Source organism: Dietzia sp. ANT_WB102 (genome assembly GCF_008369165.1).
Taxonomy (GTDB): domain Bacteria; phylum Actinomycetota; class Actinomycetes; order Mycobacteriales; family Mycobacteriaceae; genus Dietzia.
On the sequence record NZ_VOBA01000001.1, the window covers coordinates 534,010 to 549,669 of the forward strand.

Genomic DNA, 15,660 nt, shown 5'->3' on the forward strand with positions numbered 1-15,660 from the left:
CGTGACCTCACCCGCATCAGAACCCCGAGGACAGGCCGTCCCCCGCAGTCCCCGCCGGGGCAAGGAACTCGTCCTGCTCATCGCGGCCACGGTGATCATCGGCTTCTCGCTGCTCCTGGTCCAACTCGCCCAGGAGCAGGAACTGTCCCTGGCGCTGCTGTGGATCACCCTGGCGTTCCTCGGCCTCACCGGCGGTGCCCACCTGCTCATCCGCTGGCTGGCCCCCTACGCCGACCCGGTGCTGCTCCCGGGCGTCGCGCTGCTCAACGGACTGGGTCTGGTGCTCATCTACCGGCTCGACTTGGCGTACGCGGCCACTGCCGCCGCGAACGGCAACGACCCGCCCGGTATGGACGTCACCCGGCAGTTGCTCTGGACTCTCATCGGCCTCGCCGTCATGGGCGCGGTCCTGTACTTCCTCCGCGACCACCGTGTGCTGGCCCGCTACGGCTACACGATGGGCTTCGCGGGACTCCTCCTGCTGGCGATCCCGGCCGTACTGCCCGCCCGGTTCTCCGAGATCAACGGCGCCAAGAACTGGATCATCCTGCCCGGCTTCACCATCCAGCCCGGCGAGTTCGCGAAGATCCTGCTCATCGTGTTCTTCGCCTCGATCCTGGTGGAGAAGCGCGAGCTGTTCACCACCGCCGGCAAGCGGGTCCTGGGCGTGGACCTGCCGCGCGCCCGCGACCTCGGGCCCATCATCGTGGCCTGGTTCCTGTCGCTGGGTGTGCTCGTGTTCAACACCGACCTCGGCATGTGCCTCCTGCTGTTCGCCACCGTGCTGACCATGCTGTACGTCGCCACCGAACGGGTGAGCTGGCTGCTCATCGGCGTCGTCCTGGTGGCCGTGGGCGGCGTACTGGCGTACGCACTGTTCGGCCACGTCCGCGTGCGCTTCCAGATCTGGCGGGATCCGTTCGCCTTCTTCGACACCGGCGGCTACCAGAGCTCGCAGGCCCTCTTTGGCCTCGCCTCCGGCGGCATGGGCGGCACCGGGCTCGGCAACGGTCGGCCCGACCAGGTGCCGTTTGCGGGCACCGACTTCATCACCTCCACCATCGGCGAAGAGCTGGGTCTGATCGGCCTGGCGGCGGTCCTGATGGTCTACCTGCTCCTCATCCTGCGTGGCATCCGGGTGGGGCTGACCATCCGCGACAGCTTCGGCAAACTCGTCGCCGTGGGGCTCGCGTTCACCATGGCGATCCAGGTGTTCGTCGTGGTGGGCGGCGTGTCCACGCTCGTGCCCCTCACCGGTCTGACCCTCCCGTTCATGGCATACGGAGGCTCCAGCCTCCTCGCCAACTACGCACTGTTGGCGATCCTGCTCCGGCTGTCCCACGACGCTCGCCGCCCGCTACCCACTCCACGCCAGGCGCCCGCGCTGGCCGACGCCGCCACCGGCATGATGCGGACCCCGCGGTTGTCGCTGGGCCGGAAGACCGGGTGAGCGCCGCGTGAATACCGCCATCCGCCGGGTCGCGGTCGCCGCCATGGTCATGGTGGTCGCCCTGCTGCTCCAACTCACCTGGGTCCAGGTGTTCCGCGCCGACGAACTGCGCGCCGACTCCCGCAACACCCGCATGCTGCTGGACGAGTACTCCCGCCAGCGCGGGCAGATCACCGCCGGCGGGCGCGTACTGGCCATGTCGCTGCCGTCCGACGGGCGCTTCGAGTTCGAACGCACCTATCCCACCGACCCGGCCGTGTTCGGTCCGACCGTCGGGTACTACTCGCTGCAGTTCGCCACCTCCGGGATCGAGCAGACTCAGAACGCGTTCCTCAACGGCTCCGACCCGAGGCTGCTGTCCCAGCGGATCACCGGACTGATCTCCGGGCGCACCCCGCAGGGTGGCTCGGTGGAACTCACCTTGGATCCGACGGGCCAGCAGGTCGCCTACGAAGCACTGCTCCGCGGCGCGGACCAGGGCCCGTTCGTGGGCTCGGTCGCCGCCGTGCGCCCTTCGACCGGCGAAGTGCTCGCACTGGCCTCCAGCCCGTCGTTCGACCCGGGCGCACTGTCCAGCCTCGATCCGGACGTCCGCGGGCAGGAGATGGCGCGCATCGACCAGAGTCCGGACCGGCCACTGCTCAACCACGCCACCCAACAGGCGCTGCCGCCCGGCTCCACCATGAAGATCATCACCACCGCAGCCGCGCTCGAGCAGGGCATCGGCCCGGACACCCCGGTCTCGGGAGCCGACCGCACCCTCCTCCCCGGAACCGCTACCTACCTGCAGAACTACGCGGGCCAGACCTGTGGCGGCGGGACGGTCACACTGCGCACCGCCCTCGAGCTGTCCTGCAACGTGCCGTTCGTCGAACTCAGCCAGGACGTCGGCGCCGAGGCGTTCACCGAGATGGCCGAGAAGTTCGGCGTCGACGGCACGGCCCCGAAGGACTTCGGCATCCCGGTCGCACCGTCCGGTCTAGGACAGATGGAGGATGCCGCCCAGCTGGCCATGAGCGCGATCGGCCAGAGCGATGTCCGCATGACTACCCTGCAAAGCGCCATGGTGGCGGCGACCGTCTCCAACGGCGGCGTCCGCATGGAGCCGCAGCTGATCAAGTCACTGACCGCGCCCGACCTTTCCGTCGTCCAGGGTTTCACTCCGCGCGACGCCGCTCGGGCCCTCACCGACGAGCAGGCCGGCACCCTCACCGAGATGATGATCGGGGCCGAGCAGCACGCCGGCGGCGGTCTGCCGGGAGTCACCATCGCCTCCAAGACCGGCACGGCCGAGCACGGCGTTGACTCCTCCGAGTCCATCCCCTACACCTGGTACATCGCGTTCGTCCCCGGCCGCGACATCGCGGTGTCCGTCGCGATCGAGTCCGGTCCCGGCATTGATCGCGGTACCGTCGGCGCCACCTACGCCGCCCCCATCGGCCGCGAGGTCCTGGGCGCGCTGCTGGGGGGAGCACAGTGAGTCTGACTTCCGGCGCGGTCCTGTCCGACCGTTACCGCCTGCTGCGTCTCATCGCCACCGGCGGCATGGGTCAGGTGTGGGAGGCCGCCGACACGGTCCTCGACCGGCACGTCGCCGTGAAAGTGCTCAAGGCGGAGTACTCCTCCGACCCCGAATTCGTCGAGCGCTTCCGTTCCGAGGCCAAGGTCACCGCGAGGATCTCCCACCCCGGGATCGCCACCGTCTACGACTACGGACAGATCGACGACCCCGCCTCCGGCAGTCCACTGTCCTACCTGGTCATGGAACTCGTGGTGGGCGAGCCGCTCTCGGACGTCCTCGCCCGCGAGGGGACGCTGCCGATGCGGCACACGCTGGACATGCTCGAGCAGACCGGCCGCGCACTCAACGCCGCCCACGCCATCGGACTGGTCCACCGGGACGTCAAGCCGGGCAACATCCTCATCACGCCCGCGGGGCAGGTCAAGCTCACCGATTTCGGGATCGCCAAATCGATGGGAGCATCCGCCGTCACACAGACGGGGATGGTCGTGGGTACTGCCCAGTACATCGCCCCCGAACAGGCCATGGGTCACGAGACCTCCCCCGCCGGCGACGTGTATTCGCTGGGCGTCGTGGGCTATGAGTGCCTGGCCGGGAGGCGGCCGTTCGTCGCCGATTCGCCGGTATCCATCGCGATGATGCACGTGCGGGAGACCCCGCCACCGCTGCCCGACGCCGTGCCCGAGCCAGTCCGCCGAGTTCTCACCGAGGCCATGTCCAAGGCCCCCGAGCAGCGGTACCCGGACGGTGAGGCGTTCGCGGAAGCGATCGCTGACATCCGCGCCGGCCGCGACCCGCGCCCCCCGGCCGCGTTCATCGCGGCCGCCGGCGCCGCAGCGGGTGCGGCGGCTGCGGGCGCGACCGCTGCGACCACCGTTCTGCCTGAGGACGGCCCGAGTGGCGTGTACCGGGCGAGTGGCGCACCCGAGCCCACGCGCGCCTTCACCCGCGCACACCCCGGCACCCCGGGGCAGCCACGCACGCAGGGGCAACGGCCACAGCAGACTCGACCCGGCCCTGCGCCGGCCACCACGCGCCGCCAGCCCGCCCCGCCGGTCACCTCCGGGCCCCCGCGGCGCCGTGGGGGACCCGGTTGCGCGGGGTGGTTCCTGGTGGTCTTCGTGCTGGTCGCGATCGTGGCGGTCGCGGCCGCCATCGCGCTGTCCAATGCCGGTGTCTTCGGCTCGGGCGGGCTCTTCGGTCGCACCACGAGCACACCGACGCCGCCCACCACCCCGGCGACGACCATCACGACGCAGGCCCCCGCCCCGGCGCCCGCGCCGCAACCAACCCCCACCCCGACGCCGTCACCCGAGCCGTCGCCGTCGCCGACCGCGGCGCCGCCGGCCCCGGACCTGCAGGACATGCTGGACTCGCTCACCTCAGAGTTCAGCTCGCTGCTTCCACCCCAGGAGCAGCAGGGACAGCCGGGGCAGAACCAAGGTCAGGCGCAGCGTCAGAGCCAACCGCAGGCGTGGGGCCCCGCCGGCGACACCGTCCCCGCCCGCGGGGGAGGTGACCGCGGATGACCACTCCATCGATTCTGGCGGGCCGGTACGAGGTCGGTGAGCCACTCGGTTACGGCGGCATGTCCGAGGTTCGTCGGGGACGCGACACTGTCCTCGGCCGGGACGTGGCGATCAAGATCATGCGTCCGGAACTGGCGCGAGACGAGACCTTCTACCAGCGCTTCCGCCGGGAAGCGCAGAACTCGGCGTCGCTCAACCATCCGTCGATCGTGGCGATCTACGACCAGGGCGAGGAACGTACTGCCGACGGTGCGCTGCCCTACATCGTCATGGAACTAGTCGAGGGCGACACCCTTCGCGACATCGTCAAGATGGACGGCCCCATGGAGGTCGAGCGCGCTCTGGGTGTGATGGCCGACGTGTGCGGTGCCCTGGACTTCTCACACAAAAAGGGCATCGTCCACCGCGACGTCAAGCCAGCGAACATCATGATCACCCGCGAAGGTGCGGTCAAGGTCATGGACTTCGGCATCGCCCGGGCCATCAGCGATTCCAGCTCGACCCTCACCAACACCTCGTCGGTCCTCGGCACCGCCCAGTACCTCAGTCCGGAACAGGCGCGCGGGGAGACCGTCGACGCCCGTTCCGACCTGTACTCCGCGGGATGTGTGCTCTACGAGATGGTCGTCGGAGCGCCGCCCTTCACCGGCGAGTCTCCTGTCGCTGTGGCGTATCAACACGTCCGCGAGTCGCCGGCGCCACCGTCGTCGGTGAACCCGGAGGTGAGCCGCTACGTGGATGCGGTGGTCATGCAGGCGATGGCCAAGAATCCGCATAACCGATACAACACCGCCGGGGAGATGCGGACCGATCTGATCACCGTTCTCACCGGTGGTCGCCCTACGGCGCCCCTGGTGATGTCCGATGACGAGCTCGACGACGACCTGAGGCCGGACGCCCCCCACGGTTTCACCGGCGCGGGGTACGGAACCGGCCCATCCCAGTGGTCCCCGTCGGATGCACTCACCGAGGCCCACGCCCTACCGGCGCTGTCCGGCGGCGCCGCCGACTCGGGTGCCGGTGCTGTGGACGCCTCCGGTCCTACTTCTCATCGCGGCGACCCCTCCCGCCGCGACGGTCGGCGCAGGCCGCGGGCGGTGGCCATCGCGCTGGCCGCGCTGCTGGTGCTGGGCGGTATCGCGGCCGTGTCCATGTGGGCGACGACCTCCGACAATGGCGGCGGGACCGCGCTGGCGCAGGAGGTCACGATCCCCGAGGTCGCCCAGCGGCCGGTGGCGGACGTCGTCGACGAACTCACCTCGATCGGGCTCAAGCCTGTGCAGACCGCGGAGCCGCACCTCCAGATACCTGAGGGCCATGTGATCTCGTCCGACCCGATCGCCGGCAAGCGCCTGACGGTGGGCTCGGAGATCACCCTTGTGGTCTCGACGGGGAAACCGATCCTCTCGGTCCCCAATGTGATGGGGATGTCCCCGGGCGACGCCCGGTCGGCCTTGGAGGAGGCCGGATTCCAGGTGGTCCCAGAGAACGCGACGCGCCCGTCGACGTCCGAGGACCAGGACAAGGTCGTCGACACCGACCCGGGGCCCGGTGCACAGGTGCCCTCAGACCGTCCGGTCCGGTTGACGGTGGGCTCCGGGCCCGAGCAGATCGCGGTGCCCAACGTGGTGGGCCAGTCCGCTGATCCGGCACGCGCGGCGCTCGAGGCGGCGGGCTTCCGCGTCGACACCCTCCGAGTGGACGGCACCGCGCCGGAGGGCCAGGTGGTGAACCAGTCCACCTCCGGTGGCCAGACACAGCTCAAGGGCGCGACCATCACGCTCCAGATCTCGGCCGGTAACCGGTTCGACATGCCCAACCTCGTCGGCGACACCGTCGAGGGGGCTCTTGAGAAGCTCGAACGGGCCGGGTGGCGTGGCGACCGCGGACAGCTCCTGGAGCTGCCGCAGAACGACCCCGACCTCACCCGAGTGGGCCGGATTTTCTCGCAACAACCGCCGGTAGGCGAGGCCGGCGTCAATGATCAGGTCATGGTCCGGGTGATCCGCTTCGGACTCGTCCCCGGTCCGGGCTGACCGGCGCTCCGCGCGTCAGGCCAGGGCTGCACCGCGCGCACGGTCGAGGTCGGATTCCAACCGCGCGACCAGCGTCTCCGACGGTCGCTCGCCGCACATTCCCAGCCAGTTGGCGAGCATGCGGTGGCCGCCATCGCTCATCACCGACTCGGGGTGGAATTGCACGCCATGGATCGGCATATCGCGATGACGCATAGCCATGACCAGGCCGGACCCGGTCCACGCAGTGGGCACCAGGGTGTCGGGGATCGTCTCCGGCACCACCGTGAGGGAGTGATATCGCGTAGCCGTGAACGGGCTGGGAATCCCGGCGAGCACACCCGAGTCGTCGTGGGTGACCTGGCTGGTCTTGCCGTGCATGAGTTCGGCGGCCCGGTCGACGGTCGCGCCGAACGCCTCGCCGATCGCCTGATGGCCCAGACACACACCCAGCACGGGGATGCCTGCGCGCCCACATACCCCGATGAGCGGGATCGTGGCCCCCGCCCGGTCCGGCGTTCCCGGACCGGGGCTGAGCAGGACGCCGTCGTAGCCGCTGACCACGCGTTCCAGTCCGACCGGGTCGTAGCCGCCGTCAGGGCCGGCGAGCCTGGGGTCGTCGTTCCTCCACACGTCGCACGTCGCGCCCAACTGGCCCAGGTACTGGACGAGGTTGTAGACGAAGCTGTCGTAGTTGTCGACGACGAGGATGCGCATAAACGCAGCGTACTGCGGTCGGACCGGTGAACGTCCGGGGTGGTCTTGGTAGAGTGGCCCTGACATCCCCCACCAGTTCGAGGACTCCATGCCCAAGTCAAAGGTCCGGTCCAAGACCGAGTTCACCGATGCGGCTGTCAGCCGCACCCCCGTCAAGGTCAAGGGAACCCCGACGGCGCGGTGGTACCTGGTGGTCATGTTCGCGTTGATGATCCTGGGTCTGCTCTGGTTGGTGACCTACTACATCGCCGGAGAGCGCATCCCGTTCATGCAGTCCCTCGAGACGTGGCAGAACTTCGCCATCGGTTTCGGGCTCGCGGTTGTGGGCCTTCTCATGACCATGAACTGGCGCTAACCCCTCTCCCACAGACGGTTTCCGACTCTTCCACAGGGTTATCCACAGGTCACCCCCCGCCCGACGCGGGGGGTGACCTGCATTTTCTCCCCTCATACCTCATATGCGCAGGTCAAGTGCCTCATTGCAACTGAGGCGCAGGCGTTGGTCCGGCTGTTCCACACCCCTCACACGCTGTGGACAACTCCCTCCACACTGGGGATAAACCCTTGGTGACAACAATGGGGACGACGCCGCAGGTCGGGCCCGCTCCCAGTCGAACGCCAATCGAACTCCACCCGTGTTATTCATCCACAGTGTGGATAGAGCCTGTGGATAAGGGAGGATGGGCAGCATGAGTGGTGACGCCGTATCGGGGGCCGGGGCCCGCGCCGCGTCATGGTCACCGGGTGCCCTGTGGCCGGCCGTTCAGATCGCGGCGGGGATAGCGCTGGTCGCGGTCGGGTTACAGCGGCAGGACCCTCTCGCCATGCTGCTCACCGGCCTGGCGGCACTGTTCCTCATCCCCGCGGGCACATCTCAGCTACTGCGGCGGCCTCGACTCGAGGTGGTGGACGGCCAGCTGGCGATCAAGAAGCTCGGACGCGTGGTCTTCGTCCCGAAGTCCGCAGTAGTGGAGGTCCGTGCGCTTGGGGTAGCCCGATGGGGTGCGCGACAGCAACTGATGCGGCTGGAATACACCGACGAGCGGGGACGCGAACAGCTGGACGTGTACACCCGTCTCGACCTGGGGACTGATCCGAGAGATGTCGTCGCGGCGTTGCACCGTCTGGGGTTCGGGGCGGTCGACCGTCCCTCGTGAGTGCCCGGCCGTGGACGCTGCCGCCCGCCTGCCGACGGGTATCGGCACGGGCGGGCGGTACGGGCGGGCGGTGTGTGGGCGTCAGCGGGTGACGAGGAATCCGAACGTCATGGTGTCCGCGGCGTACCAGCCAGCGGCACCGACCAGTCCCACGAGGACGACGAAGCCGACCCACGACACGGTCTCGCGGCCCACGCGGCCCACGCGCTGGGGCATCCGGCGCGGCACCACCACCAGCGCGACGGCAGCAACGGCACCGACCGCGAGCCCGCCGAGATGGGCCGCCAGCGAAATACCGGGTACGAGGAAGCTCACGCCCACGTTGAGGACGAGCAACAGTCCGATCCCCTTGACGTCGAGACGCATCGACATCGCCACGATTGCGTACGCCCCCATCAGGCCGAAGATCGCACCGGATGCGCCGGCCGTGAGCGCGTTCTGGCTGTAGAACATCACAGCCACCGACCCGCCGAGCGCCGAGCCCAGGTAGAGGGCGAGGAAACGGGCGTGCCCGATACTGCGCTCGATCCCCAGTCCGAGGATCCACAGCATGTACATGTTCAGCACCAGGTGCATCGGGCCGAAGTGCTGGAACGCCGAGGTGAGCAGCCGCCACCACTCGTCCCTGGCCGCCACCATCGGCGGGAAGAGCGCCGTGGACTCGAACAACGGCGAGGCGTTGTTGGCCAGGAAGCTTCGTGCCTGCACAACGGTCGTGGCGTAGACGGCAAGGTTGGCGGTGATGATCCACGCCGTGACCGGCTGGAGGCGGAAAAAGCGCGCGACCGCGCCACCTCGATGGGTCTGGATGCTCATGTCTCCCGGCTATTCATGCTGCGTCGGTCGTGCTGCCGATAGAGTCGTGCTGCCGATAGACCTGCGGCGCGGGTCCGGGAGTCCGGAACCCGCGCCGCCGGCCGACCGGGAAGGTCAGTCAGGAGATCTCGATCGACTCGATGACGACGTCCTCGGTCGGACGGTCCATCGCGCCGGTGCGGGTGGTCGCGATGGCATCGACGACCTTGCGCGAGTCCTCGTCGGCGACCTTGCCGAAGATGGTGTGGCGGTTGTTCAGGTGCGGCGTGGGGCCGACGGTGATGAAGAACTGCGAACCGTTGGTTCCCGGGCCCGCGTTGGCCATGGCCAACAGGTAGGGCTCGGAGAACTGCAGCTCCGGATGGAATTCGTCCTTGAACTGGTAGCCCGGGCCGCCGCGGCCGGTGCCGGTGGGGTCGCCACCTTGGACCATGAAGCCGGAGATGACGCGGTGGAAGATCGAGCCGTCGTAGAACGGGCCGGACTTCTCACCCTTGGCGTTGGCCTGGGAGTACTCCTTGGAGCCGTCGGCCAGGCCGACGAAGTTCTGCACGGTCTCCGGGGCGTGGTTGCCGTACAACTCGATGACGATGTCGCCCCGGTTGGTGTGGATGGTTGCCTTCTGCGTTGCGATGCTCACGCCTCCATCCTGCCACGCAGGCGTAACCGATGTCGGCGAGGTGGCGCTCGGGGCCGGAGCTCCTGTGCCACCATCGTCACATGAGCACACGAAGCGATCGCGCCGCCGAGCGTAAGGCAGTCAAGCAGGCGGAAAAAGAGCTGAAGAAGGCACGCACAGCCGCACAGAAGGCATTCGACCTCAAGGATCCCCGTTTCCTGGGGGAGGCCGCCGTCGCCGCCACCCGCGGCCCGGTCGGACTCGCCCTCTTCGGCGCCAGCCGCGGAATGCAGGTACTGCGGGAGCGTCGCGCCGAGCAGGCGGAGTTGTTGAACGATCTGGCGGCAGACGCCCGGCAGCACGCCGAGGCACTGCGTGAACAGACCTCCGCGCTCGCCTCACCCGACCGGAAGCGGGGCGGACTGCGCCGGTTCGCGCCGCTGTGGATCGTCGGTCTCGCCGGTGGCGCGGCCGTCGCCGGCGCCACCGCCTACTTCCTGCGCGACCAAGGCTCCACCGCGCCCGCGCCCGCGCCTGCTCCCTCGCCGACCCCGACCCCGACACCGGCCCACACGCCCACCCCGGCCGAGGACGGTCCCGCCGTAACGAGCGGGACCGCCGACTCGGCCGGCTCGAAGACCGGCGAGGACCTGACGATCGACTCCGCGGATCCCGAGGGCCCCGCCGACCAGTCCGCCGAGACCTCCCCAGCCGCGGACAGCGCCACACCGGGCCCTGCGGCCGGCTCCGCGCCGCAACCCTCGGACGATCAGCCCGGGGGCGACGCCTCCGCTGACGGGACCTCGACCACCACGTGATCGACGCGGACCCGGCACTCGACGGGACCGCGCTCGATGTGGTCGCGTCGACCCTCGCCGAACTGGGTCCCCTGGACGTCCACGCGCTGTACAAACTGCGCGTGGACGTCTTCGTCGCAGAGCAGGACTGTTCGTACGCCGAAATCGACGACGTCGATGCCGACCCCGGCACCACCCACCTGCTCGCCCGGACCCCCGACGGAGGGCTCGTTGCGACACTGCGGGTGTTCGGATCGAAAGAACCCGGAGGGGTGATGCACATCGGTCGCGTCTGCACGACACCCGCGTGGCGGCGGCGGGGCGTCGCGTCGCGGATGATCCGCCGAGGGCTCGAATTGTGCGGCGACGGGCCGGTGGAGATCGGAGCCCAGTCCTACCTGGAGCGGTGGTACGAGCAGTTCGGATTCGTGCGGTGCGGCCCCGACTACCTCGATGGACGGATCCCCCATCTGCCCATGCGGCGCGACCTCCTAGGATGAGACCCGGCTCACCCCCTTCGATCTCTTCCGAGGAGAAACATGACGTCTGACGCTCCCTCCGGCTCACTGGTCAAGGCTCTCCTCCCGGAGAGCGAAATGCCGACTCACTGGTACAACATCCAAGCCGATCTTCCCGAGCCGATGGCCCCCCATCTGCATCCGGGGACCAGGGAGCCGCTCGCTCCCGAGGACCTGGCACCGCTGTTCCCGATGGCCCTCATCGAGCAGGAGGTCACGCCGGAGCGCTACATCGAGATTCCCGAGGCGGTGCAGGAGATCTACCGTCTCTGGCGTCCGTCGCCGCTGATCCGCGCCCGCCGCCTGGAGGCGGCACTCGGCACGTCGGCTCGGATCTACTACAAGTACGAAGGCACGAGCCCGGTCGGTTCCCACAAGCCGAATACTGCGGTCGCGCAGGCGTACTACAACGCCGCGGAGGGCATCACCAAGCTCACCACCGAGACCGGAGCCGGCCAATGGGGCGCCTCACTGGCGTTCGCCGGTCAGGCCTTTGGCATCGAGGTCGAGGTGTGGCAAGTCAAGGCCTCGTTCGAATCCAAGCCGTACCGCCGGATGCTCATGGAGACCTTTGGCGCGTCGGTCCACCCGAGCCCCTCCGATCTCACCGAGTCGGGCCGCGCATTCCTGGCCAAGGATCCGCAGACCCCGGGCTCGCTCGGGATGGCGGTCTCCGAGGCCGTCGAGGTGGCTGCTGGCGACCCCGAGGCCCGCTACTCGCTGGGGTCGGTGCTCAACCACGTGTGCCTGCACCAGACGGTGATCGGCGAGGAGGCCCTCAAGCAGTTGGGGATGTTCGATGAAGGCGCCCCCGACTACGTGTACGGCTGCGCCGGTGGCGGCTCCAACCTCGCCGGACTCGCGTTCCCGTTCATCCGAGAGAATCTCGCTGGCGCCCAGACCCAGATCGTCGCCGTCGAGCCCACTGCATGCCCGTCGCTGACAGAGGGCGAGTTCCGCTACGACCACGGCGACGTCGCCGGCCTGACCCCACTGATGAAGATGTACACCCTCGGTCAGGACTTCGTCCCGGACCCCATCCATTCCGGCGGCCTGCGGTACCACGGGATGGCGCCGCTGGTCAGCCACGTCAAGCACCTGGGCCTTCTCGACTCCATGGCGGTGGAACAGAAGGTCGCGTTCGCCGCGGGCATCGAATTCGCCAAGGCGGAGGGCATCGTCCCGGCGCCCGAGTCAACCCACGCCCTGGCTGGCGCCATGGCCAAGGCCCGCGAGCACACCGGCGACGCCGGCACCGGCCCGTCGATCGTGATCGGTCTGTCCGGACACGGCTTCCTCGACCTCCCGGCGTACGAGTCCTTCATCCGCGGCGAGATGGACTGACACTTCCCGACCCCCCTACGATCCACACCCTCGATCACAGGAGCCCCTTATGACCAAGACCATCGACTTCACCGACCGCGTCGCGATCATCACCGGTGCCGGGGGCGGCCTCGGCCGCGCCTACGCATTGGCCCTGGCCGAGCGTGGCGCCAAGGTCGTCGTCAACGACCTCGGTGGCGACGTCCACGGCGAAGGTGGCACACCCTCCATGGCGCAGCAGGTCGTCGACGAGATCACCGCCGCCGGTGGTGAAGCCATCGTCGACGGCAACGACATCACCGATGAGGCCGCCGTCGACTCACTCGTGTCGTCGGTGATCGAGAAGTGGGGCCGCATCGACATCCTCATCAACAACGCCGGGATTCTGCTGGACAAGTCTTTCGCCAAGATGGAGACGAGCGACTTCCGCAAGGTTCTCGAAGTGCACCTCATGGGTTCGGTCAACTGCACCAAGGCCGTGTGGCCGCACATGGCCGAAGCGGGCTACGGACGCATCCTCATGACCACCTCTACGTCCGGCATCTACGGAAACTTCGGCCAGGCCAATTACGGCGCCGCCAAATCTGGCCTCGTGGGGCTGATGAATGTCCTCGCCATCGAGGGCGACAAGAAGAACATCAAGGTCAACGCGATCGCCCCCACCGCCGCCACCCGCATGACCGAGGACCTGCTGCCGCAGCGGGTGCTGGACATCATGGGCCCCGAGACGATCGCTCCCGGCGCCCTGTTCATGGTCAGCGACGACGCCCCCACCAAGACCATCCTCGGCGCCGGCGCCGGCGTGTTCGCGGTGTCCCAGATGGTCGAGTCGCGTGGGGTGTACCTGCCCGACGAGGCCCGCACCCCCGAGGTCGTGGCCGAGCGCTGGAACGAGATCTCCGACCTCACCGACGCGCAGACCCTGACGGGCGCCTTCGAGCAGACCTCCAAGTACGCCGCGCTCGCAGCCCGCGAACTGGGCCTGCACCTGGAGAGCTGACCGTGCGACCCGCCACGGGTCCAGTCGGAGACATCGGAGTCACCTCCCCGCCTGGAGTCACCAGGTCAGGATGTGATGGCGCGCGTCTTGGGGAAACTCTGCACGCAGTGACTCCACCGACCGGGAAGCGTAGCGGGGGGCGCCACGCGGGTCACTCCTGGTCGGCGAACTGGGTCTCGTAGAGCTCCGCGTAGCGACCGCCGGCCGCGAGCAACTCCGCGTGGGTTCCTGACTCCACCACCCGGCCCGCCTCGAGCACCAGGATCCGGTCGGCGGCGCGAACGGTGGACAGCCGGTGCGCGATCACCAGTGACGTGCGGTCGGCCATCGCCTCGGTCAGCGCCTCCTGCACCGCGGACTCATTGGTGGAGTCGAGCGCACTCGTGGCCTCGTCGAGCACCACCACGGACGGCGCCGCGATGAGTAGTCGCGCGATGGTCAGACGCTGACGTTCACCACCCGAGAGTCGGTATCCGCGGTCGCCGATGACCGTGCCGAGACCGTCCGGCAGTGACCGCACCAGGTCCTCGAGCCGGGCCCGCCGCAGCGCGTCCCACACCAGGTCGTCAGATACCTCCGGCCGGGCGAAGGTGAGATTCGAGCGGATGGTGTCGTGGAAGAGGTGGCCGTCCTGGGTGACCATGCCCACCGTCCGACGGAGCGACGACGAGGTGACCTCACGCACATCGAGACCCGCCACACGCACCGCGCCGGAGTCGACGTCATAGAGGCGGGGCAGCAAGGAGGCGATGGTGGACTTGCCCGCCCCCGACGAGCCGACCAGGGCGATCATCTGACCCGGCTCGGCGCGGAAGGAGATCCCGTGGAGCACCTCCTGGCCGCCCCGGGTGTCGAGCACTGCGACCTCCTCGAGCGAGGCGAGGGACACTTTGTCCGCCGAGGGGTAGGAGAACCGGACATTGTCGAACTCGATTGCCGCCGGACCCTCGGGAACGGCGACGGCGTCGGGGGCGTCGGCGATCAGGGGCTCCAGGTCCAGGACCTCGAAGACGCGCTCGAAACTGACGATCGCCGTGACGACGTCCATCGGCGCGTTGGCGAGCGACGTCAGCGGACCGTACAGACGGGTGAGCAGTAGGGCGAGGGCCACGACGGATCCCGCATCCAGCGCACCGTTGAGGGCGAACCAGCCGCCGAGTCCGTAGACCAGTGCCAAAGCCAGCGTCGACACGAGCGTCAGCGAGTTCATGAACACGCTCATCAGCAGTGCCGTGTTGACGCCGATCCCCCGGACGCGGCCCGCCCGGGCGGCGAACTCCGCCGACTCCGTCTCGGGTCGGCCGAAGAGCTTGACCAGGGTCGCGCCGCCGGCGTTGAAGCGCTCGGTCATCTGATCGTTCATCGAGGCGTTGAGGTCCGAGGCCTCGCGACGCAGTCGCGCGAGCCGCTTGCCGACATACCGGGCCGGGAACAGGAAGATCGGCAACAGCAGGACCGACAGCACCGTGAGCTGCCAGTTGATGCCGGCCATCACCGCCAGCGTGAGCACGAGCTGCACGAGATTGGACACGACCCCGGACAGGGTGTCGGAGAACGCGCGCTGGGCGCCCATCACGTCGTTGTTGAGTCGGCTGACCAGAGCCCCTGTTCGGGTACGCATGAAGAATGCGACCGGCATGGTCTGGACGTGGTCGAATACCGCGCGGCGGAGGTCGAAGATGAGCCCCTCGCCGATCCGCGCGGACCAGAGGCGGGACACGATGTTGTTGGCCGCCTCCACGATCCCGATCACAGCGATCGCCAACGCGAGCCCCAGGACGACCTTGACCGACGAGGAGTCGACAATCGCTGTGACCACCCGGCCGGCGAGTATCGGGGTCGCCACAGCGAGGGTGGCGCCGAACACCGAGAGCACCAGAAAGAAGAGAATCCGGCGGGTATGCGGGCGGGCAAACCGGCCGATCCGGTTGAAGTTCTCGCGAGTGAAGACACTGCGATCTAGTGCGATGTTGTTGCTCTCGGCCCGCATGAGGGTCCGCATGGCGGCCTGTTGCATCGTCACGTAGTGGAGCTCCTCCCACGTCGGAGAGGGGCCCCGACGACCGTTCGGTACAACCCGGCTCGGGGCTCTCCTATTCCGGCCCACCGCCGCCGAGGCGGGTCTCGCCGTCGTCGCCCCGATCCGGTGAATGGACAAATTTAGGGTTCATGTCTAGACACGACGAAGGATTTTGTC

14 protein-coding genes are annotated in these 15,660 nt (G+C 68.6%); 10 read left to right on the forward strand and 4 right to left on the reverse strand.

Translation table 11 applies throughout. From position 1 onward, the window contains the following. Position 1: 1 nt before the first annotated feature. Genes FQ137_RS02390 through pknB form a run of 4 tightly spaced genes read left to right on the forward strand, consistent with a single transcriptional unit; the run spans position 2 to position 6,537 of the window. Positions 2–1,450, forward strand: coding sequence for an FtsW/RodA/SpoVE family cell cycle protein (locus tag FQ137_RS02390; protein ID WP_149290963.1), 1,449 nt, complete (start codon positions 2–4; stop codon positions 1,448–1,450). A gap of 7 nt (positions 1,451–1,457) precedes the next feature. Beyond that, positions 1,458–2,930, forward strand: a complete 1,473-nt coding sequence (locus FQ137_RS02395) for a penicillin-binding transpeptidase domain-containing protein (RefSeq protein WP_149290964.1) — start codon at positions 1,458–1,460, stop codon at positions 2,928–2,930. Continuing rightward, the gene (locus FQ137_RS02400) at positions 2,927–4,501 is read left to right on the forward strand and encodes a serine/threonine-protein kinase (RefSeq protein ID WP_149290965.1); all 1,575 of its coding nucleotides are present in this window, start codon (positions 2,927–2,929) and stop codon (positions 4,499–4,501) included. The genes FQ137_RS02395 and FQ137_RS02400 overlap by 4 nt, the downstream gene beginning before the upstream one ends. Continuing rightward, on the forward strand, positions 4,498–6,537 hold the full coding sequence (pknB, locus tag FQ137_RS02405; protein ID WP_149290966.1) for a Stk1 family PASTA domain-containing Ser/Thr kinase: 2,040 nt from the start codon (positions 4,498–4,500) through the stop codon (positions 6,535–6,537). Before FQ137_RS02400 ends, pknB begins: the two co-directional genes overlap by 4 nt. A gap of 15 nt (positions 6,538–6,552) precedes the next feature. Here pknB and FQ137_RS02410 read toward each other — a convergent pair whose 3' ends face one another. After that, complete coding sequence (locus FQ137_RS02410; RefSeq protein WP_149290967.1) at positions 6,553–7,233, reverse strand: aminodeoxychorismate/anthranilate synthase component II; 681 nt, start codon at positions 7,231–7,233, stop codon at positions 6,553–6,555. Between the two features lie 88 nt (positions 7,234–7,321). Between FQ137_RS02410 and crgA the strand changes: the two genes are divergently transcribed. Together crgA and FQ137_RS02420 are read left to right on the forward strand one after the other, a co-directional pair. Then, positions 7,322–7,588 (forward strand): cell division protein CrgA, encoded by a 267-nt coding sequence (gene crgA / locus FQ137_RS02415; protein WP_149290968.1) that lies wholly within the window; start codon positions 7,322–7,324, stop codon positions 7,586–7,588. A 334-nt stretch (positions 7,589–7,922) separates the two neighbouring features. Beyond that, on the forward strand, positions 7,923–8,390 hold the full coding sequence (locus FQ137_RS02420) for a PH domain-containing protein (RefSeq protein ID WP_149290969.1): 468 nt from the start codon (positions 7,923–7,925) through the stop codon (positions 8,388–8,390). Positions 8,391–8,471: 81 nt separating this feature from the next. On the opposite strand, the gene FQ137_RS02425 is transcribed toward FQ137_RS02420, so the two are convergent. Together FQ137_RS02425 and FQ137_RS02430 are read right to left on the reverse strand one after the other, a co-directional pair. Further along, positions 8,472–9,206, reverse strand: coding sequence for a rhomboid family intramembrane serine protease (locus FQ137_RS02425; protein WP_149290970.1), 735 nt, complete (start codon positions 9,204–9,206; stop codon positions 8,472–8,474). 118 nt (positions 9,207–9,324) lie between these two features. Beyond that, a complete protein-coding gene (locus FQ137_RS02430; protein WP_149290971.1) occupies positions 9,325–9,846 on the reverse strand; it encodes a peptidylprolyl isomerase in 522 nt (173 codons plus the stop codon). A gap of 80 nt (positions 9,847–9,926) precedes the next feature. On the opposite strand from FQ137_RS02430, the gene FQ137_RS02435 reads away from it, so the two are divergent. Genes FQ137_RS02435 through FQ137_RS02450 form a run of 4 tightly spaced genes read left to right on the forward strand, consistent with a single transcriptional unit; the run spans position 9,927 to position 13,463 of the window. Beyond that, the gene (locus FQ137_RS02435) at positions 9,927–10,643 is read left to right on the forward strand and encodes a hypothetical protein (protein ID WP_149290972.1); all 717 of its coding nucleotides are present in this window, start codon (positions 9,927–9,929) and stop codon (positions 10,641–10,643) included. Further along, entirely contained in the window at positions 10,640–11,122 is a 483-nt protein-coding gene (locus FQ137_RS02440; RefSeq protein ID WP_149290973.1) for a GNAT family N-acetyltransferase, read from the forward strand. The genes FQ137_RS02435 and FQ137_RS02440 overlap by 4 nt, the downstream gene beginning before the upstream one ends. A 39-nt stretch (positions 11,123–11,161) precedes the next feature. Next, positions 11,162–12,484 (forward strand): TrpB-like pyridoxal phosphate-dependent enzyme, encoded by a 1,323-nt coding sequence (locus tag FQ137_RS02445; protein ID WP_149290974.1) that lies wholly within the window; start codon positions 11,162–11,164, stop codon positions 12,482–12,484. A gap of 49 nt (positions 12,485–12,533) precedes the next feature. Beyond that, the gene (locus FQ137_RS02450; RefSeq protein WP_149290975.1) at positions 12,534–13,463 is read left to right on the forward strand and encodes an SDR family oxidoreductase; all 930 of its coding nucleotides are present in this window, start codon (positions 12,534–12,536) and stop codon (positions 13,461–13,463) included. A gap of 151 nt (positions 13,464–13,614) precedes the next feature. Here FQ137_RS02450 and FQ137_RS02455 read toward each other — a convergent pair whose 3' ends face one another. After that, complete coding sequence (locus FQ137_RS02455) at positions 13,615–15,480, reverse strand: ABC transporter ATP-binding protein (protein ID WP_149292599.1); 1,866 nt, start codon at positions 15,478–15,480, stop codon at positions 13,615–13,617. Between the last annotated feature and the right edge of the window lie 180 nt (positions 15,481–15,660).

Excerpts from the sequence above, each read along its gene's own strand:
- pknB (WP_149290966.1), top strand. The coding sequence starts at position 4,498 with ATGACCACTCCATCGATTCTGGCGGGCCGGTACGAGGTCGGTGAGCCA.
- FQ137_RS02410 (WP_149290967.1), bottom strand. The coding sequence starts at position 7,233 with ATGCGCATCCTCGTCGTCGACAACTACGACAGCTTCGTCTACAACCTC.
- crgA (WP_149290968.1), top strand. The coding sequence starts at position 7,322 with ATGCCCAAGTCAAAGGTCCGGTCCAAGACCGAGTTCACCGATGCGGCT.
- FQ137_RS02420 (WP_149290969.1), top strand. The coding sequence starts at position 7,923 with ATGAGTGGTGACGCCGTATCGGGGGCCGGGGCCCGCGCCGCGTCATGG.
- FQ137_RS02425 (WP_149290970.1), bottom strand. The coding sequence starts at position 9,206 with ATGAGCATCCAGACCCATCGAGGTGGCGCGGTCGCGCGCTTTTTCCGC.
- FQ137_RS02435 (WP_149290972.1), top strand. The coding sequence starts at position 9,927 with ATGAGCACACGAAGCGATCGCGCCGCCGAGCGTAAGGCAGTCAAGCAG.
- FQ137_RS02445 (WP_149290974.1), top strand. The coding sequence starts at position 11,162 with ATGACGTCTGACGCTCCCTCCGGCTCACTGGTCAAGGCTCTCCTCCCG.
- FQ137_RS02450 (WP_149290975.1), top strand. The coding sequence starts at position 12,534 with ATGACCAAGACCATCGACTTCACCGACCGCGTCGCGATCATCACCGGT.
- FQ137_RS02455 (WP_149292599.1), bottom strand. The coding sequence starts at position 15,480 with ATGCAACAGGCCGCCATGCGGACCCTCATGCGGGCCGAGAGCAACAAC.